At 72.0% G+C, this 25,883-nt stretch carries 30 protein-coding genes; 15 read left to right on the top strand and 15 right to left on the bottom strand.

The window, feature by feature from the left end; genetic code table 11:
• Window positions 1–11 precede the first annotated feature (11 nt).
• Window positions 12–944: a diacylglycerol kinase family protein gene (locus GA0070617_RS16605; protein ID WP_091438881.1), complete on the top strand. Its 933-nt coding sequence runs from the start codon at window positions 12–14 to the stop codon at window positions 942–944.
• A gap of 82 nt (window positions 945–1,026) precedes the next feature.
• Here GA0070617_RS16605 and GA0070617_RS16600 read toward each other — a convergent pair whose 3' ends face one another.
• Both GA0070617_RS16600 and GA0070617_RS16595 read right to left on the bottom strand, forming a co-directional pair.
• Window positions 1,027–1,731, bottom strand: a complete 705-nt coding sequence (locus tag GA0070617_RS16600) for a TetR/AcrR family transcriptional regulator (RefSeq protein WP_091438880.1) — start codon at window positions 1,729–1,731, stop codon at window positions 1,027–1,029.
• A gap of 46 nt (window positions 1,732–1,777) precedes the next feature.
• Window positions 1,778–2,536 (bottom strand): HAD family hydrolase, encoded by a 759-nt coding sequence (locus tag GA0070617_RS16595; RefSeq protein ID WP_091438879.1) that lies wholly within the window; start codon window positions 2,534–2,536, stop codon window positions 1,778–1,780.
• A gap of 77 nt (window positions 2,537–2,613) precedes the next feature.
• On the opposite strand from GA0070617_RS16595, the gene GA0070617_RS16590 reads away from it, so the two are divergent.
• Window positions 2,614–5,397 carry a DEAD/DEAH box helicase gene (locus tag GA0070617_RS16590; RefSeq protein WP_091438878.1) on the top strand — a complete coding sequence of 928 codons (2,784 nt, stop codon included), beginning with the start codon at window positions 2,614–2,616 and terminating at the stop codon, window positions 5,395–5,397.
• 141 nt (window positions 5,398–5,538) lie between these two features.
• Window positions 5,539–6,423 (top strand): MHYT domain-containing protein, encoded by an 885-nt coding sequence (locus GA0070617_RS16585; RefSeq protein ID WP_091438876.1) that lies wholly within the window; start codon window positions 5,539–5,541, stop codon window positions 6,421–6,423.
• 14 nt (window positions 6,424–6,437) lie between these two features.
• On the opposite strand, the gene GA0070617_RS16580 is transcribed toward GA0070617_RS16585, so the two are convergent.
• Window positions 6,438–7,355 carry a 5'-3' exonuclease gene (locus GA0070617_RS16580; protein ID WP_091438874.1) on the bottom strand — a complete coding sequence of 306 codons (918 nt, stop codon included), beginning with the start codon at window positions 7,353–7,355 and terminating at the stop codon, window positions 6,438–6,440.
• 176 nt (window positions 7,356–7,531) lie between these two features.
• On the opposite strand from GA0070617_RS16580, the gene GA0070617_RS16575 reads away from it, so the two are divergent.
• Complete coding sequence (locus GA0070617_RS16575) at window positions 7,532–8,674, top strand: acyl-CoA dehydrogenase family protein (RefSeq protein ID WP_091438872.1); 1,143 nt, start codon at window positions 7,532–7,534, stop codon at window positions 8,672–8,674.
• A 64-nt stretch (window positions 8,675–8,738) separates the two neighbouring features.
• The gene (locus GA0070617_RS16570; protein WP_091438870.1) at window positions 8,739–9,242 is read left to right on the top strand and encodes an Lrp/AsnC family transcriptional regulator; all 504 of its coding nucleotides are present in this window, start codon (window positions 8,739–8,741) and stop codon (window positions 9,240–9,242) included.
• On the opposite strand, the gene GA0070617_RS16565 is transcribed toward GA0070617_RS16570, so the two are convergent.
• Window positions 9,175–9,783, bottom strand: a complete 609-nt coding sequence (locus tag GA0070617_RS16565; protein WP_091438868.1) for a histidine phosphatase family protein — start codon at window positions 9,781–9,783, stop codon at window positions 9,175–9,177. The genes GA0070617_RS16570 and GA0070617_RS16565 overlap by 68 nt on opposite strands.
• A gap of 286 nt (window positions 9,784–10,069) precedes the next feature.
• Here GA0070617_RS16565 and GA0070617_RS16560 point away from each other — a divergent pair, with 286 nt between their 5' ends.
• Window positions 10,070–11,077 (top strand): hypothetical protein, encoded by a 1,008-nt coding sequence (locus GA0070617_RS16560; protein ID WP_091438866.1) that lies wholly within the window; start codon window positions 10,070–10,072, stop codon window positions 11,075–11,077.
• 32 nt (window positions 11,078–11,109) lie between these two features.
• Here the strand turns inward: GA0070617_RS16560 and GA0070617_RS16555 are convergent, their stop codons facing one another.
• Window positions 11,110–11,655, bottom strand: a complete 546-nt coding sequence (locus tag GA0070617_RS16555; RefSeq protein WP_139135685.1) for a nuclear transport factor 2 family protein — start codon at window positions 11,653–11,655, stop codon at window positions 11,110–11,112.
• Window positions 11,656–11,769: 114 nt separating this feature from the next.
• Window positions 11,770–12,639 carry a helix-turn-helix domain-containing protein gene (locus tag GA0070617_RS16550; RefSeq protein WP_091438864.1) on the bottom strand — a complete coding sequence of 290 codons (870 nt, stop codon included), beginning with the start codon at window positions 12,637–12,639 and terminating at the stop codon, window positions 11,770–11,772.
• A 103-nt stretch (window positions 12,640–12,742) separates the two neighbouring features.
• Between GA0070617_RS16550 and GA0070617_RS16545 the strand changes: the two genes are divergently transcribed.
• From GA0070617_RS16545 to GA0070617_RS16535, 3 genes are all read left to right on the top strand, one after another.
• Window positions 12,743–13,462, top strand: coding sequence for an Atu4866 domain-containing protein (locus tag GA0070617_RS16545; RefSeq protein ID WP_091438862.1), 720 nt, complete (start codon window positions 12,743–12,745; stop codon window positions 13,460–13,462).
• Window positions 13,463–13,481: 19 nt separating this feature from the next.
• Window positions 13,482–14,816, top strand: coding sequence for an amidohydrolase family protein (locus GA0070617_RS16540; RefSeq protein ID WP_091438860.1), 1,335 nt, complete (start codon window positions 13,482–13,484; stop codon window positions 14,814–14,816).
• 84 nt (window positions 14,817–14,900) lie between these two features.
• Window positions 14,901–15,488: a hypothetical protein gene (locus tag GA0070617_RS16535; protein ID WP_091438858.1), complete on the top strand. Its 588-nt coding sequence runs from the start codon at window positions 14,901–14,903 to the stop codon at window positions 15,486–15,488.
• 144 nt (window positions 15,489–15,632) lie between these two features.
• Here GA0070617_RS16535 and GA0070617_RS16530 read toward each other — a convergent pair whose 3' ends face one another.
• From GA0070617_RS16530 to GA0070617_RS31565, 6 genes are all read right to left on the bottom strand, one after another.
• Window positions 15,633–16,076: an NUDIX hydrolase gene (locus GA0070617_RS16530; protein ID WP_091438856.1), complete on the bottom strand. Its 444-nt coding sequence runs from the start codon at window positions 16,074–16,076 to the stop codon at window positions 15,633–15,635.
• Window positions 16,077–16,092: 16 nt separating this feature from the next.
• Window positions 16,093–16,809: a hypothetical protein gene (locus GA0070617_RS16525; RefSeq protein ID WP_229688340.1), complete on the bottom strand. Its 717-nt coding sequence runs from the start codon at window positions 16,807–16,809 to the stop codon at window positions 16,093–16,095.
• Between the two features lie 98 nt (window positions 16,810–16,907).
• Complete coding sequence (locus GA0070617_RS16520) at window positions 16,908–17,939, bottom strand: hypothetical protein (protein ID WP_139135683.1); 1,032 nt, start codon at window positions 17,937–17,939, stop codon at window positions 16,908–16,910.
• Entirely contained in the window at window positions 17,926–18,657 is a 732-nt protein-coding gene (locus GA0070617_RS16515) for a TauD/TfdA family dioxygenase (protein WP_091438850.1), read from the bottom strand. Before GA0070617_RS16515 ends, GA0070617_RS16520 begins: the two co-directional genes overlap by 14 nt.
• A 47-nt stretch (window positions 18,658–18,704) precedes the next feature.
• Complete coding sequence (locus tag GA0070617_RS16510) at window positions 18,705–19,025, bottom strand: hypothetical protein (RefSeq protein WP_373868346.1); 321 nt, start codon at window positions 19,023–19,025, stop codon at window positions 18,705–18,707.
• Complete coding sequence (locus GA0070617_RS31565) at window positions 19,022–19,318, bottom strand: DivIVA domain-containing protein (RefSeq protein WP_229688341.1); 297 nt, start codon at window positions 19,316–19,318, stop codon at window positions 19,022–19,024. Before GA0070617_RS31565 ends, GA0070617_RS16510 begins: the two co-directional genes overlap by 4 nt.
• 321 nt (window positions 19,319–19,639) lie before the next feature.
• Here GA0070617_RS31565 and GA0070617_RS16500 point away from each other — a divergent pair, with 321 nt between their 5' ends.
• The 4 genes from GA0070617_RS16500 to GA0070617_RS16485 all read left to right on the top strand — a co-directional run bounded on the left by GA0070617_RS16500 (window position 19,640) and on the right by GA0070617_RS16485 (window position 21,801).
• Window positions 19,640–19,879 carry a winged helix-turn-helix domain-containing protein gene (locus GA0070617_RS16500; RefSeq protein WP_091438848.1) on the top strand — a complete coding sequence of 80 codons (240 nt, stop codon included), beginning with the start codon at window positions 19,640–19,642 and terminating at the stop codon, window positions 19,877–19,879.
• A gap of 76 nt (window positions 19,880–19,955) precedes the next feature.
• Window positions 19,956–20,195 (top strand): winged helix-turn-helix domain-containing protein, encoded by a 240-nt coding sequence (locus tag GA0070617_RS16495; RefSeq protein WP_091438846.1) that lies wholly within the window; start codon window positions 19,956–19,958, stop codon window positions 20,193–20,195.
• A 70-nt stretch (window positions 20,196–20,265) separates the two neighbouring features.
• Window positions 20,266–20,505 (top strand): winged helix-turn-helix domain-containing protein, encoded by a 240-nt coding sequence (locus GA0070617_RS16490; RefSeq protein WP_091438843.1) that lies wholly within the window; start codon window positions 20,266–20,268, stop codon window positions 20,503–20,505.
• Between the two features lie 285 nt (window positions 20,506–20,790).
• Window positions 20,791–21,801 (top strand): hypothetical protein, encoded by a 1,011-nt coding sequence (locus GA0070617_RS16485; RefSeq protein ID WP_139135682.1) that lies wholly within the window; start codon window positions 20,791–20,793, stop codon window positions 21,799–21,801.
• A gap of 85 nt (window positions 21,802–21,886) precedes the next feature.
• On the opposite strand, the gene GA0070617_RS16480 is transcribed toward GA0070617_RS16485, so the two are convergent.
• Both GA0070617_RS16480 and GA0070617_RS16475 read right to left on the bottom strand, forming a co-directional pair.
• On the bottom strand, window positions 21,887–22,171 hold the full coding sequence (locus tag GA0070617_RS16480; RefSeq protein ID WP_091438838.1) for a hypothetical protein: 285 nt from the start codon (window positions 22,169–22,171) through the stop codon (window positions 21,887–21,889).
• Entirely contained in the window at window positions 22,171–23,310 is a 1,140-nt protein-coding gene (locus tag GA0070617_RS16475) for a WXG100 family type VII secretion target (RefSeq protein ID WP_229688342.1), read from the bottom strand. Before GA0070617_RS16475 ends, GA0070617_RS16480 begins: the two co-directional genes overlap by 1 nt.
• A gap of 454 nt (window positions 23,311–23,764) precedes the next feature.
• Between GA0070617_RS16475 and GA0070617_RS16470 the strand changes: the two genes are divergently transcribed.
• Window positions 23,765–24,355 (top strand): restriction endonuclease, encoded by a 591-nt coding sequence (locus GA0070617_RS16470; RefSeq protein ID WP_091438836.1) that lies wholly within the window; start codon window positions 23,765–23,767, stop codon window positions 24,353–24,355.
• Between the two features lie 38 nt (window positions 24,356–24,393).
• Here GA0070617_RS16470 and GA0070617_RS16465 read toward each other — a convergent pair whose 3' ends face one another.
• A complete protein-coding gene (locus GA0070617_RS16465) occupies window positions 24,394–24,924 on the bottom strand; it encodes a hypothetical protein (RefSeq protein WP_091438834.1) in 531 nt (176 codons plus the stop codon).
• Window positions 24,925–25,259: 335 nt separating this feature from the next.
• On the opposite strand from GA0070617_RS16465, the gene GA0070617_RS16460 reads away from it, so the two are divergent.
• A complete protein-coding gene (locus GA0070617_RS16460) occupies window positions 25,260–25,844 on the top strand; it encodes a hypothetical protein (protein ID WP_091438831.1) in 585 nt (194 codons plus the stop codon).
• Window positions 25,845–25,883: the final 39 nt, after the last annotated feature.

Below are 25,883 nucleotides of genomic sequence, written 5' to 3'. Positions count from 1 at the left end.
GGACGGGTACGGTGCTGGCCGTGACCGTCCCCGATCGACCGTCGCCTCCCGACGGCCCCCTGGCCGTCCTGGTCAACCCGTCGGCGTCCCGGGGTCGCCATCGTGACCTGCTGCCCCACCTGCTGCACCGGCTGGCGGCGGTCGACCGCCCGGTCCGGGTGCTGACCGCCGACGGTGGTGCCGGGGCCGAGTCGGCCTGCCGGCGGGCGGTCGCCGAGGGCGCCGGCGCACTGGTCGCGGTGGGCGGTGACGGCACGGTGCACCGGGCGTTGCAGGCGGTGGCCGGCACCGGGGTGCCGTTCGGGGTGCTGCCGGTCGGCACCGGCAACGACTTCGCGGCGGACACCGGCTTCCCGACCGATCCGCTCGCCGCGGCCGACGCGGTCGTGGCGGCCCTGCGGGCGGGCCGGACCCGCCCGGTCGACCTGGCCCGGCTGACCGGGGCGGCGGGCGCACCACGGTGGTTCGGGGCGGTGCTGGCCGCCGGCTTCGACGCGATCGTCAACGAGCGGGCCAACCGGATGCGGTGGCCCCGTGGTCCCCGCCGCTACGATCTGGCGATCCTGGTCGAGCTGGCCCGGCTGCGTGCCCGCCGGTACACGCTGCGGCTCGACGGGGTGGTGCACGAGTTGGACGCGGTCCTGGTGGCGGTGGGCAACTGCGCCAGCTACGGCGGTGGGATGCGGATCTGCCCGGACGCCGACCCGACCGACGGGCTGTTGGACGTGGTGGTGGGTGGCCGGTTCGACAGGCGGACCCTGATGCGGGTCAAGCCGAGCATCTACCGGGGCACCCACGTCCGGCATCCGCTGGTGCGCTGCTTCCGGGCCCGTAGCGTGCAGCTCACCGCCGAGGGGATCACCGGCTACGCCGACGGGGAGCGGGTGCTGGACCTGCCGGTCACCGTCACCGCCGTGCCCGCCGCCGCCCACCTGCTGCGCTGACCGCCACCGTCGGGCCCGGTGGCCCGGTGGCCCGGTGGCCGGTGGGCCGGTGGGCCGGTGGCCCGCTGGCCCGCTGGGGCGGTCAGGCCGCCAGCCGGTCCAGCCACTCGGTGAGCAGGGCGCGTTCGGCGTCGGTGAGGGCGGTGGCCCACTGGGGCAGGGCGGCCCGCAGGGCGACCGCGTGCCGGACCGGGTCGGCGGCGGCCGGCAGCGCCCGGGCGGCCACGGAGTCGCTTACCAGCGTGGCCAACAGCGCCTGGCGGGTCCGGGCGGACAGGTCGGGGTCCCGCGTCGCCGGGTCCGCCCGGATCAGGGCGAGGGTGACCCCGCAGGCGGCGGCGTGCAGCATGCCGGTCGCCTCGGGCACGCCGGTGCGCAGCCGGCCCGCCTCGGCCACCCGCAGGACCAGGTGGTGCAGGATGTCGGCGGCGACCCGGGCGGCGGTGGGGGTCCGGCCCGGCTGCGGGTCGCCGTACATCAGGGCGTGGCAGGCCGGGTTGGTCAGGCCGAAGCCGACCTGGACGTCCCAGCCCCGGCGCAGGTCGTCTACCGGGTCGCCGGTCAGCTCGCCGGAGGACTCGGCGTGCAGGTAGGCGGCGAATCGGTAGCTGGCCGCCGCGTCGAGCAGGCCCCGCATGTCGCCGAACTGCCGGTAGATGGTCGGGGCCTGCACTCCGGCGACCCGGCCCACCGCCCGGGTGGTGACCGCCTCCCGGCCGCCCTCGGCCAGCAGCGCGGCGGCGGCCCGCACGATGCGGTCCCGGGCCGGACCCACCTCGGTGATCATGGCAGCGACGATAACCCGATCGTCACAGCGGCGCTAACCGACGGTGCTAACGGGAGGTGGTTAGCGCCAGGTCGAGCACTGCGCCGAGGCCGCTGCGCCGCCCCGGTCCGACCGCCGGCAGCACCAGCGCCGCGCAGCCGGCCGCGACCGCGCCGGCGTCGGCAGGTGTGTCGCCGACCATCAGCGTCTCCTCCGGGTCCACCCCGAGCATCCCGCAGGCCCGCAGGAAGATCCCCGGGTCGGGCTTGCAGCGCCCCACCTCGTAGGAGAGCGCGTACGCGTCGACCAGCTCGTCGAGCCCCCAGGCGACGAAGAGCGGCCGGAGGTCGAAGCCGATGTTGCTGACCACCGCGACCTTCACGCCGGCCTGCCGCAGCGCCGTCAGGGTCGGCCCGGTGTCCGGGTACGGCACCCAGCCCTCGGGGACCAGCACCCGCTGGTACAGCGCCTCGGCCAACCCGTCGATGCCGGTGTCGACCGTCTCGGCCAGCCCGGTGTACGCCGCCCGGTGGGCGTGTTCGTACAGGTCCCGGTCGGCCCAGAGCTCGGCCAGCCGGGGCGGCACCCGGGCCGGCAGGGGTCCGCCCGCCCGGCCGGCCATCACCAGCCGGTCGGCCAGCGAGGTGGCCCGGATCCGGTCGAGGGTGACCCCGCACGCCGCCGCGGCGGCGAGCACCCACTCGTGGGGCTCCTCCACCTGGGCGAGGGTGCCGTGGAAGTCGAAGAGGACCGCCGCGACGGACCGGCGGTGTGGCTCGGCGGCACGGGTCGTGGGAGATTCGGCATGGTCCGGCACGCCGTGCACCCTACCGACCGCCCCCGACCACCCGCCCGCACGGCCTTGCCGGGTGGCCCGTGGCAGGACGCACTAATCTTGGTGACATGTCGAGTCCCGCCGAGCGCTACGCCGCGGCGCGCCGCCGGGCCGCGCAGGCCTCCGAGTTCCCGGCGCTTGACGAGTTCGCCCTCGGGGTGGGGTTCGACCTCGACGACTTCCAGCGCGAGGCGTGCCAGGCCCTGGAGAAGGGCAGCGGGGTCCTGGTCTGTGCCCCCACCGGCGCGGGCAAGACGGTGGTCGGCGAGTTCGCCGTACATCTGGCGTTGCGGGGTGCCCCTGCGGGCCCGGCGGTCGCCGACGGCCCGGCACCGGCGCGGCGCAAGTGCTTCTACACCACCCCGATCAAGGCGCTGTCCAACCAGAAGTACCACGACCTGGTGGAGCGCTACGGCACCGAGCAGGTCGGGCTGCTCACCGGCGACAACGCGATCAACGGCGACGCGCCGGTGGTGGTGATGACCACCGAGGTGCTGCGCAACATGCTCTACGCCGGTTCGGCCACCCTCGACGGCCTGGCCTACGTGGTGATGGACGAGGTGCACTACCTGGCCGACCGGTTCCGGGGCGGGGTGTGGGAAGAGGTGATCATCCACCTGCCGGCCTCGGTCACCCTGGTCTCCCTGTCGGCCACCGTCTCCAACGCCGAGGAGTTCGCCGACTGGCTGGTCACCGTGCGCGGCGAGACCGCGGTGGTGGTCAGCGAGCACCGTCCGGTGCCGCTGTGGCAGCACATGCTGGTCGGCAAGCGGATGTTCGACCTGTTCCACGACGCCGACGCCGCCCGCAAGCACGACGTCCACCCCGAGTTGCTGCGCTACACCCGGGACACGCTGCGCCGGCTGGAGGTCAGCGACACCCGCGGCGGCGGGTGGGGCCGTCGGGGTCCCCGGTGGCGGGGGCCGTTGCGTCCCGACATCGTCGACCGGCTGGACCGGGAGGGCCTGCTGCCGGCGATCCTGTTCATTTTCAGCCGGGCCGGCTGCGCCGCCGCCGTCCAGCAGTGCCTCGCCGCCGGGCTGCGACTGACCTCGCCGGAGGAGCGGGCGGAGATCCGCCGGGTGGTGGAGTCGCGGGTCACCGCGATCCCCGGCGAGGACCTGACGGTGCTCGGTTACTGGGAGTGGCTCGACGGCCTGGAGCGCGGCCTGGCCGCCCACCACGCCGGCATGCTGCCGGTCTTCAAGGAGGTCGTCGAGGAGCTGTTCGTCCGGGGCCTGGTCAAGGCGGTCTTCGCCACCGAGACCCTGGCGCTGGGGATCAACATGCCGGCCCGCTGTGTGGTCCTGGAACGGCTGGTCAAGTACAACGGCGAGGCGCACGTCGACCTGACCCCGGGGGAGTACACCCAGCTCACCGGCCGGGCCGGGCGGCGGGGCATCGACGTCGAGGGCCACGCCGTGGTGGTCTGGTCACCGGAGACCGATCCCCGGCACGTGGCCGGATTGGCCTCCACCCGCACCTACCCGCTGCGGTCCAGCTTCCGGCCGTCGTACAACATGGCGGTCAACCTGGTCGGTACGGTCGGCACCGCGCCGGCACGGGAGCTGCTGGAGTCCTCGTTCGCCCAGTTCCAGGCCGACCGGTCGGTGGTCGGCCTGGCCCGGCAGGTGCAGCGCAACACCGAGACCATCGAGGCGTACGGCGTGGAGGCCGAGTGCCACCACGGTGACTTCGACGAGTACTTCGCCCTGCGGGTGGCCATCGGCGAACGGGAGCGGTCCATCGCCCGGCAGGGGCAGAGCCAGCGCCGGGCGGCCGCCGTGGCCGCCCTGGAACGGCTGCGGGTCGGCGACGTGATCCGGGTGCCGGCCGGCCGCCGGGCCGGGTTGGCGGTGGTGCTCGATCCGGCCACCGGCGGGTTCGGTGAGCCGCGCCCGCTGGTGTTGACCCAGGACCGCTGGGCCGGCCGGGTCAGCCCCGGTGACTTCACCACCCCGGCCGAGGTGCTCACCCGCATCCGGGTGCCCAAGCACTTCAACCACCGGTCGCCGGCCGCCCGCCGGGACCTCGCCGCGCAGGTCAGCGGCACCGGTCTGGACCGGCGCAGCCGGCGGGGGGCCCGGGGACGCGGCAACGGCGAGGACGACCGGCTCACCCAGCTGCGGGCCGAGCTGCGCCGGCACCCCTGCCACGCCTGCCCGGACCGGGAGGAGCACGCCCGCTGGGCGGAGCGGCGTCGCCGCCTGGAGCGTGACACCGACGAGCTGCGGCAACGGGTCTCCGGCCGGACCGGCTCGCTGGCCCGAACCTTCGACCGGATCGTGGCGTTGCTGACCGCCCGGGGCTACCTCACCGCCGACGGTGAGGTCACCGCCGCCGGGCGGATGCTGAGCCGGATCTGGACCGAGGCGGACCTGCTGGTCGCCGAGTGTCTGCGCGGTGGCGTCTGGGACGGTCTGGCCCCGGCGGAGCTGGCCGCGGCCGTCTCGGTGATCGTCTTCGAGGCACGCCGGGACGTCGACGAACGCGCCTCGCTGCCCCGGGGCGGGGTGGCCGAGGCGGTGGAGGAGACGCTGAAGCTGTGGAGCGGCATCGAGTCCGACGAGGCCGCCCGGGGGTTGACCGTCACCCGCGAGCCGGATCTCGGCTTCGCCTGGCCGATCTACCGGTGGGCCCGTGGCGAGACGCTGGCGAAGGTGCTGGCCAGCGGCCACGAGATCGACGGTGAGATGCCCGCCGGTGACTTCGTCCGGTGGGCCCGGCAGGTCGTCGACCTGCTGGGTCAGCTCGCCGACTCCGGTGGGGCCTCGACCGAGCTGCGGGCCACCGCCCGGCAGGCGATCGCCACCGTCAACCGAGGGGTGCTCGCCTACCACGCCGCGACCTGAAACGACGCACCCGTCTGTCACCGAAACGGCACCCCCCGAAACTTTCGGGGGGTGCCGTTTGGCCTGTTCAGAGGGGCCGCCATCATGGACACGGCCTGGGGAGCGCCGACGAGAAGTTTGATCCGTGGGGAGATCTCTGTCATGGCGCAGATCAGTCATTTCGAGTACGGGTGGATCACCCCGGCGCTCAGCTACGCGCTGTCGGTGCTGGGGTCGGTGCTGGGGCTGGTCTGCGCCGGCCGGATCCGTACCGCGTCCAGCACCGGCCAACGCATCTGGTGGGGGTCGCTGAGCGCCTGGGCACTCGGGGGCACCGCCATCTGGGCGATGCACTTCATGGCGATGCTCGGCTTCGCGGTCTCCGGCACCCGGATCCGCTACGACGTGCCGATCACCATCGCCAGCACGGTGATCGCCGTGGTCGCCGTCGGCATCGGCCTGGCCATCGTCGGCACCGGTCGGCTCACCGCCCCGAGGCTCCTCGTCGGCGGCCTGTTCACCGGTGCCGGTGTCGCGGCGATGCACTACACCGGCATGGCGGCGATGCGCCTCAACGGCACCTTCGGCTACGACACGCTTCGGGTGGTGCTGTCGGTGGTGATCGCGGTGGTGGCCGCCACGGTGGCGCTCTGGCTGGCGATGACCGTCCGGCGTCCGCTGGCCATCGCCGGTTCGGCGCTGCTGATGGGGGTCGCGGTCAACGGCATGCACTTCACCGGCATGAGCGCGCTCTCGGTGCACCTGCACCCGCGTACCGGCGTGGTGAGCGGGGCCGGGGTGAGTACCCTGCTGACCCCGATCGTACTGGCGGTGATCTTCGTGGTGGTCGGGCTGGTCTACGCCCTGCTCGCCGCCCCCACCGACGAGGACCGGGCCGCCGCGGCCTACCTGGACTCCCGCTACGCGGCGGCGGAACAGACCCCCGCGCCGCCGGAGCCGATCGACCCGGTCGGGCTGCGGGGCCGGTCGACCCTGGGGCAGCCGGGGACCCCGTTCCCGTCCCGGCGCAACCCGCCGCCCCGCTGACGCCGGCCTCCGGGTCAGGCCTGGTCGGTGAGGGCGTCGACCAGGCGGCGGCAGGAGCCGGCCAGGTTCCACCGCTGCGCCAGGGCCAGCAATCGCTCCGGGTCGGCCGGCTCGGTGGGTAGCCGGGTGTCCAGCTCCGGCAGGGGCACGTCCCGGGCGACCCCGACCACCTTCGGTGCCACGGCGAGGTAGTCGCGGGCGGCCACCAGCCTGGCCCGCAGCCCCGGCGCGAAACCCGCCCCCGGCTCGTCCAGCGCGGCGAGGACACCGGCCAGGCTGCCGTGTCGGTCGATCAGCCGGGCGGCGGTCTTGTCGCCGACCCCGGGCACCCCGGGCAGGCCGTCGCTGGGGTCGCCGCGCAGCGCCGCGAAGTCGGCGTACCCCGCGGCCGGCACCCCGTAACGGGCCCGCACCGCCGCGTCGTCGCAGTCGTCCAGCTTGGCCACCCCACGGCCGACGTAGAGCAGCCGGACCCCCCGGGCGTCGTCGACGAGCTGGAACAGGTCCCGGTCGCCGGAGACCACCTCCACCGGTGCGGGCTCGGTCACCGACAGGGTGCCGAGCACGTCGTCGGCCTCGTAACCGGCCGCGCCGACCGCCGGGATGCCGATCGCGGCGAGCACCTCCAGGATCACCGGGACCTGCGGGGTGAGGGTGTCCGGCACCTCCTCGCCACCGGCCGGGGCGACCCGGTGTGCCTTGTACGACGGCAGCAGCGCCACCCGCCACGCCGGCCGCCAGTCGTGGTCCAGCGCGCAGAGCAGCCGGTCCGGTCGGCGGCTGCGCACCAGCGAGGCGAGCATGTCCAGGAAGCCGCGCACCGCGTTGACCGGGCTGCCGTCGGGGGCCCGGGCGGCCGACTCGGGAACGCCGAAGTAGGCCCGGAAGTAGAGGCTCGGCGCGTCGACGAGCAACAGGGGTCGGTGTGCCACGCCCGACAGCCTGGCACAACCCACCGACGAAAACCGGCTCCCGGTGGTCGCGTCCCGTCCGGGTGGCCACCCGACCAGGAATGCCGAACGAACGTTAAGCTGTCGACGACGGGTGGCCCCACTGCCCGACCGGCCACCCCGGCAACGGCTCAACACCCCACGGAGCTCACCCCGCCATGACTGTCGACCGGATCCTACCCACCGACGAGGCACACGACCTGCTCGACCTCGCCACCGAACTCGCCGACCGGGAGCTCGCGCCGAACGCGGCCGGCTACGAACAGCGCGCCGAGTTCCCCCGCGAGGTGCTGCGGACGCTGGGCCGGGCCGGCCTGCTCGGGCTGCCCTACCCCGAGGAGCACGGGGGCGCCGCCCAGCCGTACGAGGTGTACCTGCAGGTGCTGGAGATCCTGGCCAGCCGCTGGCTGGCGGTGGCCGAGGCGGTCAGCGTGCACACCCTGTCCTGCTACCCGCTTGCCGAGTTCGGCAGCGACGAGCAGCGCAGCCGACTGCCGGAGCTGATCGGCGGCGAGCTGATCGGGGCGTACTGCCTCTCCGAACCCCAGGGCGGCTCGGACGCCGCGGCCCTGACCACCCGGGCCGTCCGCGACGGCGACGCGTACCTGGTCACCGGCACCAAGGCCTGGATCACCCACGCCCGGGTGGCCGACTTCTACAACATCTTCTGCCGCACCGGCGGACCCGGCCCCAAGGGCATCTCCTGCCTGTTGGCCGACCGGGACACCCCGGGCATCGTCCCGCAGGCCGCCGAGAAGACCATGGGGCTGCACGCCTCCCCGGTGGCCCAGATCGCCTTCGACGACGCCCGGGTCCCCGCCGACCGGCTGATCGGCGGTGCGGGGGCGGGCTTCACCATCGCCATGTCCGCCCTGGACTCCGGGCGGCTCGGCATCGCCGCCTGCGCCGTCGGCCTGGCCCAGGCCGCCCTCGACTACGCCGTCGGGTACGCCCGCGAACGGCAGCAGTTCGGCCAGCCGATCATCGCCTTCCAGGGACTCGGGTTCCTGCTGGCCGACGCGGCCACCCAGATCTCCGCCGCCCGCGCGCTGACGCTGCACGCGGCCCGGCTGCGCGACGCGGGCCGGCCGTACTCGACCGAGGCGGCGAAGGCGAAGCTGTTCGCCACCGACGTGGCGATGCGGGTGACCACCGACGCGGTGCAGGTCCTCGGCGGTGCCGGCTACGTCGCCGACCACCCGCTGGAGCGGTACCTGCGGGAGGCGAAGGTGCTGCAGATCGTCGAGGGCACCAACCAGATCCAGCGGATGGTCATCTCCCGGGCCCTGGCCAAGGGCTGAGCACCGGTCACCGGTCGGCGGTACGTCGTCGCGGGAGAGCGCTTTTCCGGGTAGGTTGCACGCCGTGGAGGAGATCGACCGGTCCATCGTCACCGCGCTGACCGCCGACGGCCGCCTGTCCTACACGGACCTGGCGGAGAAGGTCGGCCTGTCGGTGTCCGCGGTGCACCAGCGGGTCCGCCGGTTGGAGCAGCGCGGCGTGCTCAAGGGCTACACCGCGCGGGTGTCGTTCGAGGCGCTCGACCTGCCGCTGACCGCCTTCGTGGCGATCCGGCCCTTCGACCCGTCGCAACCCGACGACGCCCCGGAACGGCTCGCCCACCTGCCCGAGATCGACTCGTGCTACTCGGTGGCCGGTGACGACTTCTACCTGCTGCTGGTGCGGGTGGCCAGCCCGGTGGACCTGGAACGGGTGCTGCAGGAGATCCGCACCTCGGCGAACGTGACCACCCGGACCACGGTGGTGCTCTCCACCCCGTACGAGAGCCGCCCGCCCCGGATCAGTGCCGCGCCGTCACCGCGGACCCGGACCCGACCGGCGGGGGAGCCTGGTTCCACCGCAGGATGACCCGCCGCCCGTGCTCGTGCCCCAGGGCGCTGACCGTGGCGGTGTCCAGCCGCAGCAGCCCGCCGCCGGCCGCCGGCAGGCCGATCCACCGGGCACCGGCGACCCGCAGGCTGTGCGCGTGGGCCACCAGCGCCACGTCGCCCTGCTCCAGCAGCCCGGTGACCCGGGCCAGGATCCGGTCGAGGCGGGCACCTACCTGTTCGGGCGACTCCCCGTCGGGGCAGCCGTCGGTCCAGATGACCCAGTCGGGGCGTTCGCCGCGGATCTCGGCGGTGGTGCGCCCCTCGTACCGGCCGTAGTTCCACTCGACGAGGTCGTCGTCGACGTCGTCCACCCGCAGCCCGGCCAGATCGGCGGTGCGCAGGGCACGGGCGCGGGGACTGGCCAGGACGGCCGCGAAGCGGTGCCCGGCGAGGGCGGCCCGCAGCGCGCGGGCCTGCCGGACCCCGTTGTCGGTGAGCCCCAGGTCGGTGTACGAGGTGTGGCGGCGGCTGGCGCTCCACTCGGTCTCGCCGTGTCGGATCAGCATGATCTCACCCATCCGCCCACCCTAAGCCGGTAAGGAAGGGCCCCCTGTTAACGCCTTCGGTAGAGAAGGGAACCCCGCTCACCGCGGAGCGTCGACCGCGGCGGGCGGCGGTGCACCGCGCGGACCGGAGCGAGAAACGGCGGGCGGCGAGCGGTGGCGGCGAAGTGCGGTGAGAGGTGGCGGGTAGCGGCGAAGGTGGCGAGGTGCGGCGAGAACGGGGCGCGCGGTGACGCAGGATGGCGGGCGGTTTCGAGGGATCGGACGGAACGGTTCGGCAGCCGCCGACGTCCCAGGAGGCATGACGAAGCTTCCCGCCGTACCCGTCGTGGTGCTCCTGCCCCTGCTGCTGACCACCGTGGCCTGTGCCGCGCGGGACGACGCCGGTGGGGGCGCGGACGGTGGGCCGCCGGCGTACCCGGCGGACGCGGTGGTGCTGCGGGTGGACCAGGTGGGCGGCTTCGTCACCCCGACGATGATGCTGACCCGGCTGCCCACTGTCAGCGTGTATGGCGACGGACGGGTGATCACCGAGGGGCCGCAGATCGAGATCTACCCCGGCCCGGCCCTGCCGAACGTCCAGGTGGCCACGATCGGTGCCGATCAGGTGGCCGACCTGGTCGACCGGGCCCGTGCCGCCGGGGTGGGCAGCGCCGCCGACCTGGGCAGCCCGAACGTCACCGACCTGCCCACCACCAGGTTCCAACTGTCCGGTGCCACCGGCGTCGAGGAGACCGAGGTCGAGGCGCTGCTGGCCGGGCCGGAGGCGGAGACCGAGCTGACCGCCGCGCAACGCCAGGCCCGCCAGCGACTGCGGATCTTCGCGGAGTCGTTGACCACACCGCCCACCGCCGAGGACGCCCCGCCGGCCGGTTCGCCGACCGTCGAGGGCACCCCGCCGGTCACGCCGCCCACCGTCGAGGGTGCCCCGCCGGTCACGCCGCCGACCGTCGGCGATGCCCCGCCGGCCACGCCGCCGACCGTCGGCGGTGCTGAGCCGGTCGAGACGACCGCGTACCAGGCGACCGGGCTGGCGGTCGTCGCGCAGCCGTGGGTCGAGCCTGAGGGAATCGCGGCACCGCAGGTCCTCGCCTGGCCCGGTCCGGGCCTGCCCGGGCAGGAGATCGGACCGAGCGGCGACCTGGGCTGCGTGACGGTCACCGGGGCCGCGCTGGAGCAGGTACGGCAGGCCGCTGCCGGGGCCAACGCGGCCACCGGGTGGATCTCGGACGGCAGGCGCTGGACGCTGACCTTCCGCCCCCTGCTGCCCGACGAGACCGACTGCGCCAGCCTCACCGCCGCCCGCTGACCCGCCCGCTGACCCGCCGCAGACCCGCCGGGCTACCGTCCGGCGGGGAGTTTCACCCGGTCGACGAGGTTCGCGACGGCCACCATGTCGAGGAAGGCATGCACCCGGAACACCTGGTTCGCCCGCATCCGCAGGATCCAGCAGTACTCGTTGTGGTACGCCAGGCCGTCCAGGGCGACGGCGTCGGCCTCGAAGTGGACGATCACCGTGTCCCCGTCGGTCCAGACCTGCAGGGGGCGCATGCGCAGGATGGTCCTGAGCCGGTCGAGGATCGGTGCGGAGCCCTCCGCGAGGAACTCCGCCCTGCTGTCGTAGGTCCGGCCGTTGACGATGCTCCACCGTACGTCGTCGGCGAGGATGTCGTAGAAGCTGCCACCGCTGTTCTGCCGGGCGAAGGCGGCCATGACGAGCTGCCGGTTGCGCTCCTCGCGGCCCCGGCCCCGACCACCGCCGGGACTGCCGTCGGGAGTACCGGGCGGGCCGGCGTGGCCGGGACTGGCGGTGGTCGAGAGCCCCAGCGCGGCCCCGGTGGCGATGGAGGCCGAGAGCAGCAGGGCCCGCCTGTTCGAGGTGGTCATGTCAGTTCCCTTCACTGTTTCGGGTGGGAGTTCGCGATGCCTCCCGCAGGCCAAGCGGTCAGCGGGGCTGTCCTGGCGGCGCCGACACCGGAGGCCGGGACGTCGTCGCAGCCGTCACCGGTGCCGCCGGGGCAGATCGTCGGAGCGCGTCGACCCGGCGTCGAGCCGGGGCGCGGCGGCCAGCATGGTGAGCAGTCGTAGCGCGTCGGCGTCCCGGCTGTGTGGCTGCGCGCGGTAGACGATCACCTGCTGGCCGGTCGTCCCACGGACGTCGAACGCGGTGTACGCCAGCGTCAGCTTGCCGACCGCGCGGTGTCGGAAGGTCTTCGCCTCGTGGGTCTTGCCCCGCACGTCGTGGCGCCGCCACAACCGGCGGAACGTCCCGCTCGCCGATTCCAGCTCGGCGACGAGTTCAGCGGTACGCCGGTCGGTCGGGTCGTGCCCGTGGGCGAGCCGCAGGTTCGCCACGCACGTCTCGGCGGCCCGCTGCCAGTCGACGAAGAAGACCGGCCCGGTAGGGTCGAGAAAGGTCATCCGGGCCAGGTTGGCGGTGTCGGCGAAGTCGGCGAACAACGCCCCCGCGATCGCGTTGTGGGCCAGCAGGTCCAACCGCCGGTTGAGGACGATCGCGGGCAGGTCCGGCCAGGCGTCGAGCAGCTGCCGCAGCCCCGCATCGACGTGCTCCACGGCCGCCGCCGGCGGGTTGTCGAGCGGTACCCCGGCCAACCGGAACAGGTGCTCCCGGGCGTCGGCGTCGAGGTCCAGCGCGCGGGCGATCCCACCCAGCACCGACGCCGACGGGTGCCGCTCCCGGCCCTGTTCCAGCCGGGCGTAGTAGTCGGCGCTCACCCCGGCGAGCACCGCGACCTCCTCCCGGCGCAGGCCCGCCACCCGGCGGGCGCGGTGCGAGACCAACCCGACGTCCTCCGGCCGGAGCCGGGCCCGCCGGGCGGTGAGGAAACTCCCCAGTACGGTGACCGCCATACCGCCCACGGTAGGCGGGACGCGACGCCGGCAGCCAGGGTGCGTCACACCCCGGAACAGTCCGCCCTGGTCGGTCCCGGCCGCCCCCACCGAGGGTGGAGGCATGACCCAGCTCGACGAGAACGTCCTGACCGAGATCGCCGCCGCCGACCATCGGCCGCTGCTCTTCGTCAACGCGACCATCCACACCCTCGACCCGCTCATCGGTGACCTCACCGGCGCGGACCTGCTGCTCGGCGGTGCCGTCGTGGTCGGGGTCGGCCCCGGCCTGCACACCGCCGCCGGCGACGACAACGCCATCGTCGTGGACTGCACCGGCCTGACCATCGTGCCCGGCGTCACCGACGGCGTCGCCCTCGCCGGCCTGCGCAGCCGGGCCGCCGACCGGGTCGGCACCCTGACCCCCGGCAACCCGGCCACCTTCGCGGTGCTCACCGCCGCCCCCGCCGGGACCTCCGCGCTGCACCGGCTCGTCTGGCGGTACGAGCAGGCCGCCGCCGTCGTCGTCGACGGCCGGTTCCACGCGCTCAACGGCCGCCGCCTGGTCACCGAACCCCCGGTGGCCCGCGAGTCGGGGCAGCCCCGCCAGGTGACGAGCCCCCACCTCGGGATGTGGATCGACGAGAGCGGCTTCCTGCACCAGGAGTTGACCGCCGACGGCCGGTACGACGAGACCCGCGGCGGCCGGCCGCACGCGTACCAGGGTTCGTTCTGGATCACCGGTGACCGGATCGTCTACCTCGACGACCTGGGCTTCTGGGCGTACGGCGAGTTCGTCGACGGGGTGCTGCACCACGCCGGCTACGTCCTGCACCGCAAGTGACGACCATAGGAGACCGACCATGATGCTCTTCACCGGTGGCGCCGTCGTCACCATGGACCCCACCGTCGGTGACCTGGCCCGTGGCGACGTGCTGGTCGACGGCGACCGGATCGTCGCCGTCGGAACCGACCTCACCTCCCATCCGGGTGCCGCCACCGCCGAGATCGTCGACACCACCGACCGGATCGTCGCCCCCGGTCTCGTCGACACCCACCGGCATGCCTGGCAGGCCCAGTTGCGCCGCAGCATCCCCGACGTGGGGGACCTGGGCGCGTACGTGACGTCGACCCTCGGCCGGATCGCCCCGGCGTACTCCCCGCACGACATGTACGTCGGCACCCGGCTGGCCGCGTTGACCGCGCTCGACGCCGGCATCACCACGATGCTCGACTTCTCGCACAACTCGCGCACCGCCGCCCACTCCGACGCCGCCGTCCAGGCCCTGTTGGACACCGGTATCCGGGGCGTGCACGCCTCGATGGGCCCGCACTTCGGCGACTGGGACCGGCAGTGGCCCGCCGACCTGGGTCGGCTGCACACCGCGTACCACGGTGGTGGTGGTGGGCTGGTCACCCTGCGGCTGGCGGCCCTGGCGACCGACGAGATCGCCGGACCCCGACCGGCGTACGGTCGGGAACTGGCCGCCGTCGCCCGTGACCTGGATATCGGTGTCAGCATCGACGCGGTCTTCGGCGCGGCCTCGTCGGCGGCGATCCTGCGCTGGGCCGACGACGGCCTGCTCGGCCCGCAGGTGACGCTGATCCACGCCACCGGGCTCAGCGCCGACGCGTGGCGGGCGATCGCCGACACCGGTACGACCGTCTCGCTGGCACCGACCTCGGACGCCCAGATCGGCCTGGAGACCGCGGTGCCGGCGGTCGACGAGGCGCTCGCCGTCGGCGTCCGCCCCGGCCTCAGCATCGACGTCGAGGTGGCCCTGGCCAGCGACATGTTCACCCAGATGCGGACCCTGCACACGATCCAGCGGATGCGCGCCGTCAACGCCGCCTACGGCACCGACGCGGTGCCGGAGCGGATCACCACTCGGGACGTGCTGGACTTCGCCACCCGGCAGGGTGCCCGTACCAACGGTCTGGGCGAGGTGACCGGCTCGCTCACCCCGGGCCGGCAGGCGGACCTGATCGTGGTCGACGCCGCGGCCGTCAACACCATGCCGCTCAACGACGCCGTCGGCACCCTGGTCCTCGGCGCGGACGCCCGCAACATCGAGACGGTGCTGGTGGCGGGCCGGGTCCGCAAGGCCGCGGGTGAGCTGGTGGGGGTGGACCTTGCCCAGTTGCGCGCCGAGGTCACCGCCTCCCGGGATGCGATCCTGGCGGCCGTCGGGGTGTGAGCTACCGCGCCCACCGGTGACTGAACCGTCACCGGTGGGCGCGCGTAGTGACGGCGCCAGCATCCGTCACGAGGGAGTCCCGAGATGCCGCCCACCCCACCTGACCTGCCCACGTTCGACGTCACCGACTGGGACGCCCCACAGGTCAGCCAGGCCGCCACCATGCAGTCACCGCAGCCGCAGCCCCAACCGTCGGGCCGCAGCTTCCACGAGGGGGTCAAGGAGGTCGTCATCGGCTTCCGGCGGGGACTGAACCCGCTGGATCCCGAGACGCGGGCGAAGGTCGACGAGCTGGTCGGCCAGCTCAACCTCGGTGACAAACCGACGGAGGGCTACGAGGCCGAAGACGAGGCGGTCACGGGGGACCTGCCGCTGGAGCCCAGGGAGCGGGACCGCCGGAACGTCTACTACCTCCAGGAGATGCGGAAGCACCTGGAGAAGGCCGGTAGCGCGCAGACGACGCTCGGTCAGACGGTCCAGGCCGCGATCGACACCTTCAACCGTCCCCGCGGCGACCGAAGCCTACCCAGGCACGCCACGGCGGAAAAACTGCTCAGCAGGGCGTCGACCCGACGGCAGCCCGGCGGGCACGTGCCGTACCGCCCGGCGGGTGGTCAGTTCGGCGGGCCGGCCTCCGGCCAGGGTGGTCGGAGCGGGCCGGGCCGGGTGTAGCTCGGGGCCGCCTGCCTGGCGTCGCCACGACGTCGCCGGGCGGGCGGCGGCCAGGATCGGCGGAATGCGAGAGGGCCGGTGGATGACGATCACACCGTGCCGTCACCGCCCCACTCGCCCGCTACCGCCGGCTGAGGCAACCGGTCAACCCACCTGGAGGCGGTCCCGCCAGCGGGCGATGGTCCGCTTGTACGGCTCGGGCATGCGCAGGGCCGGCACCTCGTCGTAGGAGAAGACGCCCAACTCCTTGTGCTCGGCGGAGTAGACGAGCGGTTCCTCGCCGAGGTACCGGGTCCCGTAACTGACGATGAAGACGTGTCGGGTCGGCGTGATCTCGTAGACCCAGGTGTCGACGATGTCGACGGTGGTGACGGTCAGCCCGAGCTCTTCCGCGACCTCCCGGCAGACCCCGTCCTCGGGCGTCTCGCCGACCTCCAGCTTGCCGCCGGGCAGCTCCCACTCGTCGCGTTCGTTGCGGAGCAGCGGCACCCGACCGTGGTGGTCCACGACCAGCTTCACCGAGATCGGAAGCTGGTACTCGACGTACCCGGGGCCGCGCTGCACCAGATATGGCGGACGTTCGGTCATCGGATTCCTTCCAGATTCAGCCGTGTCGGAGCAACACGGCGGCGACATCGTCGGCGCGTTTGAACCGACCAGCCCTGCCACCGGGGGCGGCCTCGGCGTCCCGGATGAGTTTTTCCAGGTATGCCAGGCCCTGCCGGAGGCTCACCTCGACAACCTTCGGCCAGTCGGCACAGATGTGGTAGTCGGTGACAAGCCGCGCGAATCCGTCGGTGCAGAGCAGGATGGCGGTGTCCACGCCCCACCGACCGACGACGCTGTACGGGCGCAGGGCCCGGCGGGGATGCCCGGAGAAGACAGATTCGACGTCCCCGGCAGCCATGGTGTGCAGTCGCCGCTGGTGCATGGCGCGGGTCACCTCCGCCCGGTCCACGCCACCGGCGGCGACGGCCGTGGCCTCCCGCCGGTCGAAGTACCCCGTGGCGAGTACGGCGGATTCCGCACCGGTGACGACAGCGGTGGCGTCGCCGATGCGACCGATGTTGTAATGCGTGCCCTGGTCGACGCAGAGGACGATGGAACAGGCAGGTGGCACGCGTTCGTCGGGAAAGCCGAGCGTGATCTGTCGCCGGGCCACCTCGTCGGCGATCGTGCTCAGTAATGCTGCCGCCGGACCCCGGTAGTGGCCGGCTCCTGCCTGGGCAAGTAGCTCGTCGACGGTGTCGACGAGCCATTGGACGTCGCTCTCGGCGGGCAGGACGGCGTCGTGGTAAAGATCGGTGGCTCCGTCGGTCACCCAGGCCAGGGTGCCTCGGTAACCGACCCGATCCTCGTTCGGGCGTGTGCCACCAGGGGTGGTGATCGAGTCCCGCACTCTCATCACTGGTCCGTCTCTCACGACATCCAGGTCACCGGCAGGAAAACACCCATCCCGATCAGCCCACAACTGAACAGGACAGCAGTGGCCACCCGGCCGACTCTGCTGTTGTTGACCAGAGAAAAGGTACCGAACACGATGCCGATCGCACCGGACGCCACGAGGAGCAGACGGATGCCGTCCACGCCTCGCACCTGCCCGGCCAGGTTGCTGGCGGTGGCGAGAAAGGCCACGACTGCGGCCAGCAGACCGAGAAGCTGCAACTGCTGCACCTTGAACTCGGTGAGTTCGGTGCGGAACCGGGAGTGCGCCTGCGCCCAGCGGGCCCGTTCCTCGAGAAGATCGATGCGTACCCGGGTGGTTTGGTACTGAGTTATCCGGCGTAGATGGTCGCGGGAGGAGCGCGGCTCCAGCTCGATCGCCTGGGAGACCGCCGAGCGCGCGGCCTCGAACTCACCACGCAACGCCAGCACCCGGCCTTTCGTCTCGAAGTAGTGTGCTACTCGGCCTTGGGACAGGGTGATCGCACGGTCGACGTTACGTTCCACCTCGTCAAGGTCCCGGACGCCGCCGTCGGGACTCTCCAGGCGCTCCAGATACTCGACCCAGAAGGCTGCGAGCTGGTGCACGACCGCTGCCACCTTCGGCATCGCGGCGACCGCCTGTCGGGAGTATTCGACCGCGCTGCGCAGGGACGCGAGATCGCCGCGCGTCCGAGCCACGATGGCCCGGAAGGTGTGGAAGTACGGCTCGTCGGCGAATTCGTCCTCGTACCGGCGGACCGTGCTTGCGTACTCGCCGGCCCGTTCCTCCCGTCGAAGGCGGAGCAGGAGCGCGTACAGAGCGGCGAAGCGCAGCCGTCGGCGGACGGAGGTGTCGTCGACGATGCGCTGCAGGCCGGCCTCCGGGTCCGGAAAGGGCTCGATGGCCGCCCGAATCGCCAGGGGAAAGTCTCGGTCCGCCGGGGCGGGCACGCCGGCCAGGGCGGTGGTGAGGGCAACGTGCTCAGGCTGGCGGCGCGAAGACTGCCGAGGTCTAGGCGTACGCACTCGGGAATCCTTGGTTCAACCACGCGTGTGGGTGATCGTCGTCGACAGTGCCGAGCAACCGGATGAGTTGGCGGCTACCGGTGAAGGCGGTGCGACCGTGCAGGATCCGGTGGTTGTGCAGAATGTAGCCCTCGCCCACCTGCAGTGTCAGCTGCCGCGTGGTCTGCGCGATGAGCTGCCGTAGCGCCATCACCGCGTCGGTCGGCCCGTCCGGACGGGCGATCTCATCGTCACGGTACCGAAACTGGGCGAGCCCGTCGGAGTCGAGCGTCGCAATCACCGGGCCGACTCTGCCGTTGGCATCCGTCAGACGCAACCGTGCGACGGTTGCAGAACCACAACGGTCCACAAGAGACGCAGAGAGAGTCGCCCCGTCTACCAGTAGGGCGTGGCCGCCCACCGAGGCGGGTTGCACCATCACGCTGGCCACGATTGCCGGTGGTCGTGGATGAAGGCTGCGATCGGTGTGTGGACGCAGCGCGGCGCAGGAGAACGCGGCCAGATTGGCCGATCCGCTGGCCCCACGGCTGGCCCTGATGACGGTCAGCCCCGCTCTGGTTTCGTGTGGATGCTTGAAGGGGCGAGTCCAGGATTGGAGAAACTCGGTCAACTCCGCCACGGCGCACTGTTTGACCAACACCAGGCCATCTCTGGCCAGGACGGCCGGTGCCAGTGTGCGTTCGATCTCGGTGTCGCCGTCGGCCCGCAGTAGTCGCATCTTCCGTCCGTTAGGTAGACGGGGGTGCCCTGCTTTATCGATTGATGCTAATCGACGGCACGGGTCTTGTGGGGCGTTGGGCCGAGCGTGTCGGTGGCTCGTCGCCTGCTCTGCGTCGGTAGGGGTGGCGGTGCGGCGGGGCGGAGGCCGGCGAACTGGACGTAGATCTCGCGTTTGGCGGTGGCCAGGCCCGCCTGGTCGACGACGTAGCCGGTCAGCCAGACCCAGCCGTGGTACGTCGGCTGGTCGCTGACGGAGACCACGCGGAAGATGAGGGCGCGGGCCCCGGCGAACTGCACCGAGGCCCGGCGGTCCACGATCAGCAGGTCACCGGGGCGCGGGCGGCCCAGGGTCGGCGCACCGCTCACCAGCGGCCCTGGTGGGGCGGGGTGAACTCCTCCGGCGGGCGACACTCCCGGGCGTGCATGGTCTGCCAGTCCCGCAGCGCCCGCTTGAGCCGGTCGTTCTCCTGACCGAGCAGCCGTACCTCCTCGTGCAGGGTGGCCAGCTCGTCGGCCAGCCTGGCCTGGAAGTCGCGTACCTCGGCGGGGTCGAGGCCGCGCCACCGCGGCTCGAACCGCCGGTAGCGCACCTCGCGGGGCGTCAGCCGGGCCGGCCGGCCGGTCCCGAGGGGCTGGCCGGAGCGGTACACCTGAGCCACGACGATCCTTTCCGGAGCATGGGGGAGCGCGGGACGTGCCGCGGTGGGGTGGAGGCGGGGCCGTCCACCGCCGGCTGCGGACGGCCCCGCCGGCCACGCCGTCGCAGCCCCAATCGGCGGTACGACCACACGGCCAGCCCTGAACGGCCGGAACAGGTACGGGCACGACGCACGCACCCGCCCCGACGGAGGGGGTGAGCCGTACCCGTTGCCACGCGAGGACGACTCTCGGTAAACATAACTAGGGAACATGGTGAAGTCAAAGAACTTTGTGGAGATGTTTTGGTTGTGGTCGAATCGGGTTGCCACGCGAGGAGTGACATGCCCGAGTCAGCCGGATATCTACGCATCGCCGACGACGTCATCACCGACGTGCAGGCCGGCAGGCTCAAGCCAGGTGACCGCCTGCCCTCGGTCGACGAGACCCGCAAGCGCTACGGGGTCAGCTACGGGACCGTCCAGTTGGCCTACGTGCGGCTGGAGGCGTTGCGGGTGATTCGGCGGCACCAGGGCAAGGGCGTCTTCGTGAACGACCCTCGGCTGTGGATGCGCGAGCCCTGACGCCGTATCGATGGGGCCGCAACTCTTGAGAGTGCACCTTGCCTGATCGGATCTTCGTGCCCAACAGGGAAGGGCTATGCCGACTACCGCCGACTACGTCCGCATCGCCGATGACATCGTCGCCGCAGTGCACACCGGCCGCTTGAAGTCGGGCGACAAGCTGCCCTCGATCGCCGAGTTGGAGGAGATTCACGAGGTCAGCCCATCCACGATCAAGATGGCCTACGTCCGCCTGGAAGGTCTACGGGTGATTCGGCGGCACCAGGGCAAGGGCGTGTTCGTGAACGATCCCCGGCTGTGGATGCGCGAACCTTGAACCTCGCTCGGCCAAACCTGCATACCTCGGCTGGGCGGACGACAGCCTGCGCCGACTCCCGAGGAGCGCCATGCCTTCGACCCCTGACTACATACGTATCGCCGAGGACATCGTCGCCGCCGTCAAGAGCAAACGGCTCAATCCCGGGGAGAAGCTGCCCTCGATCGCCCAACTGGCGGCGGACAACGCCGTCGGGACCACCACGATCCAGATGGTCTACGTCCGGCTGGAGGCGTTGCGGGTGATTCGGCGGCACCAGGGCAAGGGCGTCTTCGTGAACGACCCTCGACTGTGGACGCGCGAGCCCTGACGCTCCGGCAGCGCCGGCAGGCGACAGCTTCCTGGTTGTAGTGGTCTCGGGCGGACAGGTGGGGACAACATCCTGGTTGTTGTGGGACATCTGTGACGGTGGTGCCCCACGGCGCTCGGTGAGTGTCACAACGGGCGGCGATCGGGCCGGGGTCGGGGCCGTCAGCCGGTGGCGGGCACCTCGCGGGGGCGTGGGGAGGGTGGACCGGCGAGTGCTTCGGGTGGTCCAGCGGGGCGCGACGTGGTAGGTCGGTCTGAGTGAGCTGCTTGGGTATTTTGGATCTTCGTGTCCGAGGACGGGACGATCCGAGAGGTAGCGCTGATGGTCAACGGGGTGCGGGTGGGGCTGCCGCAGTGGCGGGGACGGGCCGAGTCGGACGTCGACACCCTGCGTGCGGAGATCACCGACTGGGTGACCTCCACCGCGCTGCGGGATCTGGTGGAGTGCTTCGGGCAGCGGTGGCCCACCGGTGACATCGGCGCGGTGTTGACCGGGCTGGAGGAGATCTCGGCCCGGCACTGGGACTTCCGGCGTGGCCGGGAGCGGGCTGCGGCCGTACCCACGGAATTTTCGGTGGAGGTGACCGCGCGGGTGGTGGCGGCGGCTGCCGCGCTCGGGTTGCGCCACCGTGACCTGCCCGACGGGCGGGCCTACGATCACGTGCTGATCCACGGCGGGCTGCTGCGGGGTTGCCTGGCGCGGGCCGGTCACGCGGCCGGGCTGCTGGACGGGAGTATCGACAGTCCGGAGGTCTGCGGGCTGGGCAGCTTCCGGCCGCTGACCGCGCCGGAGCGGGCGATGGCGGTGGAGTGGGCGCTGGGGGAGTGCGGCGACGAGTTCGACGCCATGGACATCGCCGTGCGCGCGAGCTTTCCCGACGCGGTGCGCGGTGGCGACTCCGGGGCGATGGTGGCCGACCGGCCGCAGGACTCCTGCCGGACCCGGGAGTACCGGACGCCGGGGGGTACGCGGATCCGGGTCCTCGCCGCGCCCTCCTCCGACCCGGGGCGTCGGGCCAACACCGCCGACACCTGCACCTTCTGGGCGGAGTCGGTGGGGCGGCTGGGACCGGGACAGCGGGTCCTGCTGGTCACCACGGAGCATTTCGTGCCGTTCCAGCATGCCGACGCGATCCGGGTGCTCGGCATCCCGTACGGCTGTGCGGTGGAGACGATCGGTGTCGACCCGGCGGGCATGATGAACGGCCGACCCGGTCCGGCCCTCACCGCCGCCCACTACCTCCAGGAGGTACGGTCGGCCATCCGGTCGATGCGACTGCTGGTCGCGGGGCTGTGACCGATCGGCCTCTTCCCGGCAATGGGAACGTGCTCGCACTGCTCCCCGAAAGCGCCTCAGCGCTGACGACAACCTGGCGCGGTGATCAAACCGCGAGGTGATAGTCCGGAACCGCAGGTACGCGTTCGGCAGCTGCGGTAGCCAGGGAGCGGACGATGGCACCGGCAGGTATGACGGCCCGTGAGATGTGGATGCCCTCCAGACAGGTGTCACACCAGAAAGAGGCGTATCCGACGTCCATGTCGGGCGGTCCCGTGAAAACGAGCCGTAGCGTGGAGCGGCCGCAGTTCGGGCAGGGCAGATCGGATGAACCTGGCGAAGTACGGTAGACGTGATCGTAGGCTTCAAGCCAGTCGTCGAAACTCGCCATCAACGGCTCCCGTCAGGTCGCTGGGGCTGATTCTCCCACCACTGTTGCTCATGGATGTAGGCACGGTCCTCGAAGGCCTCGGCCTGCTTGGCTGTCGGGTAGGGGAGGCCGCTCCGAAGCTCCGAGACGTGGAAGCGTTCGTGTTCAAGGGTACGGGCCAAGTCCTCTTCGCTGCGGAAAGCATCGCGGCAAAGCGTGACGGATTGGTCCGGTTTGGTTACCCCGCATACGCCCGACATTCTGTTGTTGATACTGACCTGGATGTCCGAGATATCGATGTGGTACTTGCTTGCGATCGTCTGCACCGACTGAAGGTTCATCGGCATTCGTGGCCCGGCGCCTCTTCTACGTACCCTGCTCAGAGTGTCGACGTCGGCTGGCGCTGACCCCAGCCGTTGGAGTGCTTGTTTGAGGTTGTTGATGAGGTCGGCGAGGCGGCGGGTGGTGGGGATGAGGTGGCGGAGGCTGGTGATGAGGGCGCGGAGGAGTTTGGTGATGCGGGCGGCCCAGGCGGCGACGAGGGTGGTGACCTGTTCGATGACGAGGGGGGTGGCGAGGCCGGCGGTGGCGACGAGTTCGATGGCGTACACGGTGAGGCGGGAGACGCAGGTGGCGATGGCGTCGCGGACGAGGAGTCGGACGGCGGCGACGAGGCCAGCGCTGGTTTCGGTGATGGTGGCGAGGGTGTCGGCGGCGTGGGCGAGGCCGGTGATGGCCTGGTGTTGTTGGTGGGCCCAGGTGCGGTAGGCGGTGGCGGCGGGGCCGTGCCAGTCGGTGAGGTCGGTGCGGGTGTCGCGGGTGAGGTCGGCGGCGTCGTCGTGGAGGCTGGCGGCGGTGTTGCGCCAGGTGTGGGCGTGGGCGGTGATCTGGGCGGGGTCGCCGGCGAGCCAGTCGAGGGCTTCGGTGAGGGGTTTGACGTGTTCGATGAGCCAGGCGATGCCGTACTGCAGGAGGGCGCCGGCGGGGTCGGAGACCAGGGCGAGGCTGTCGAGGCTGGCGCTGATGACGCCGAGGGTGCCGTCGATCCAGTTGCCGTCGCGGATGCCGGTGTGGATGAGCTCGATGTCCTCCAGGATCCAGACGCCGGCCCAGGGGGTGGGTCCGGTCTCTGCCGCCGCGGCGACCAGCGGGTTGGTCACCGCCGCTGCCGGACCACATCGGGCAGAATCGTCCGCTCCCGCACGCGGGCCCCCTCTGTGGACACTCGTGACAACGAGTGACTGTAACGTACCGCTGGGGGTTCGATGAACTGCCTGGACCTCGCGCTCCCAGGGCACGGGTGACCCAGCCAAAGTGCGGTTCCGTTTCGCCGAGATCCGGCGTCTGTTCCGTACTGCGCTCGCGTAGTGCGGGCGGCCCTGTCCTCAAGGGCCCCGACGGGTGACGGATAGCTGACAGCGGCGGTGCGAGTGGGGTCGTTCTGTCCGATGGGGACGGCAGGATGAGGTTTCCCCTTGGAGGTGCCTCGTGCCGTACGTCAGAGCACATACCCGTCGAGATGGTGCCCGGGTCCGTGCCCACCACCGCAAGCGGCGGCGTGCCACGGGGGCGACCCGGCGTCGTGGCCGGGCCGGTGCGGCCACCACCGGCAGCATGGTGCCCTGGCTGGGCGCGGCCGGGCTGGTCGTGCTGCTCCTGCTCGCGGTGCTGAACTTCGTGCAGCGGCACCCGTACTGGTCGATCTTCCTGCTGTTGCTGATCGTCGCTGGTGCTGTCGCGGTTCTGCGGGCTCGCGCGGGGCGGCGGGCGCAGCGTCGGGCCGAGCAGCTTGAGCGGGACCGGGCTATCGGCGTCACCGACGGGATGACCGGGTCCGAGTTCGAGCACTGGTTCGCCCGGTTGATGGAGGCGTCCGGGTTCCGCGACGTCCAGGTCCGCGGGGGCGCGGGGGACCGGGGTGCCGACGTCGTGGCGAAGACGCCCGACGGGCGTCGGGTGGTGGTCCAGTGCAAGCGACAGAGCCTGCACAACCGGGTGGGCAGCGCGGCGATCCAGCGTTTCGCCGGAACGTGTCGGGACATCCACGGCGGCCAGTTGTGCATGATCGTGACGAATGGGTTCTTCACCGCTGGCGACGGGGTGCGACTCGCCCAGCAGCTCGACATCCTGCTGATCGATCGGCGGGCGTTGGAGGCGTGGGCGTGGACGCGGGTCCCCCCAACGGGGCTTCTCGTCGCTGGTTGAGAGGGCGCACTGGTACGGGCTTGGGGGCGGGCCGCTGGTCAGCGTCGTGGGCCGTTTCCGTCGGCGCAGCGGCGACCGGAGCGATCGGGTGGGAGGGGCGGGGGCGTCGCCGGTGCGGAGGAGTTCCCGGCGGCCGGCGGCGATGTGTCAGGGTGTCTCCGCGCGAACCAGTCCATGGCGGCGGCAGCTGCTGCTGCGGTGGCTGACTGCTGAGCGGGCGTCGGCACGGGAGGCCCGTACGTGAGCTTTTTGATGACGATCAGCTCTGCCACCTGATCGTTGAGTGTGCTGATGGACTCCTGGATCGCGCTGTCCAGCGTGGCCCGGTTGAGCTGCGCCCGCCGCAGGTCGACCAGGTCCTGGACGATCCCGGTCGTCCACAACTCCCGGCTCGCCCAGTCCTGCTCGAGCTGCTTGACCCTGGCACGTACGTCCGAGTCGCGGGCCACCTCCCGCTGCACCCAGGAGGGAAGCCGATCGAGGTCCTGCCGCACCGCCTCGTCGAGGAACCTGCGGGTCCGGTCGACAAGCGACGGTGGGTCCGGTTGTTCGGCGGCACTCGGTGACATCTGCTCTCCCAGGTGCAGGACGGTCTTCTGCCCGCTCTACGGGGGACGGGGGAGGGTGGTTCGGAAACTGGGAGCATCGGTTGCCGGGTCTTGCACCCCGGCCGTGGCGGTGCGCCGTCACGATCCGGCACTGACCGGAGTGGAACGGGACTGCCTCGACGCCGCAGCCGCCCTCGTCGCCCGCCGGACCTCTGACGTCCCATCGGACACCCGCCGCTGACCCCACCGGCGAACCGAGCGGGTACGAGCCGCGTGTCGAGTGCGTCGGGTGGTTGGTCGACGAACGGCGAAAGCGGCTTCACCGGCGGTTGCCCGGTGGTGGCAGGCTCGTCGTCGTGAATGCTTTTCTTGCCCAGCTTCCCGCGCTACTCGGTGTGCTGGTCGGCACGCTGGGGACCATCCTCGCCACCTCGCTGGCCGACCGCGGCCGGTGGCGGCGTGGCCAGCGGGTCCGCTGGGACGAGCGCCGGCTGGAGGCGTACGTCGAGTTGTCCCGGGCCGTCAAGGAGATCCACGCCGTGTCGATGCGGATGCTCGTCGCGGCGCGACCGGACCGGTCGGGCCACGCCATCGAACGCGAGGAAGGGTTGGCGCGGCTCGCCGAGGCGGACGTGCGGAACACCCTGGCCTGGGAGAACGTGCTGCTGCTCGGGGACGCCGCCACTGTCGAGGCCGGCCGGGGCTGGCGGGAGGCGGTCTGGCGGATCGAGCGGATGGCCCATGACCCGAACGGGCAGGACGATCACGGGACGAGGCTCGTCGACCTGAAGGGCCGGGCCGATCGGGCCAGGGACGCCTTCTACCAGGCTGCCCGGACCGGCCTGGGTGTCCCGGGTGGTTCGGTGGCGCAGTCCGACTGGCTGGCGGCCCGCCACGAACACCGGGTGGGCGCGGGCCTGGCGTCGTCCTGGCACTCCTGATCGCGGCGGGCCCAGCGGCAGAAGCTCGGGGTGGGGCCG

Origin of the sequence: Micromonospora yangpuensis, from assembly GCF_900091615.1 — a bacterium.
GTDB classification, from domain to species: Bacteria; Actinomycetota; Actinomycetes; order Mycobacteriales; family Micromonosporaceae; genus Micromonospora; species Micromonospora yangpuensis.
Note: the sequence above shows the minus strand (reverse complement) of the source record. Positions and strands in the feature narration are given on the sequence as shown.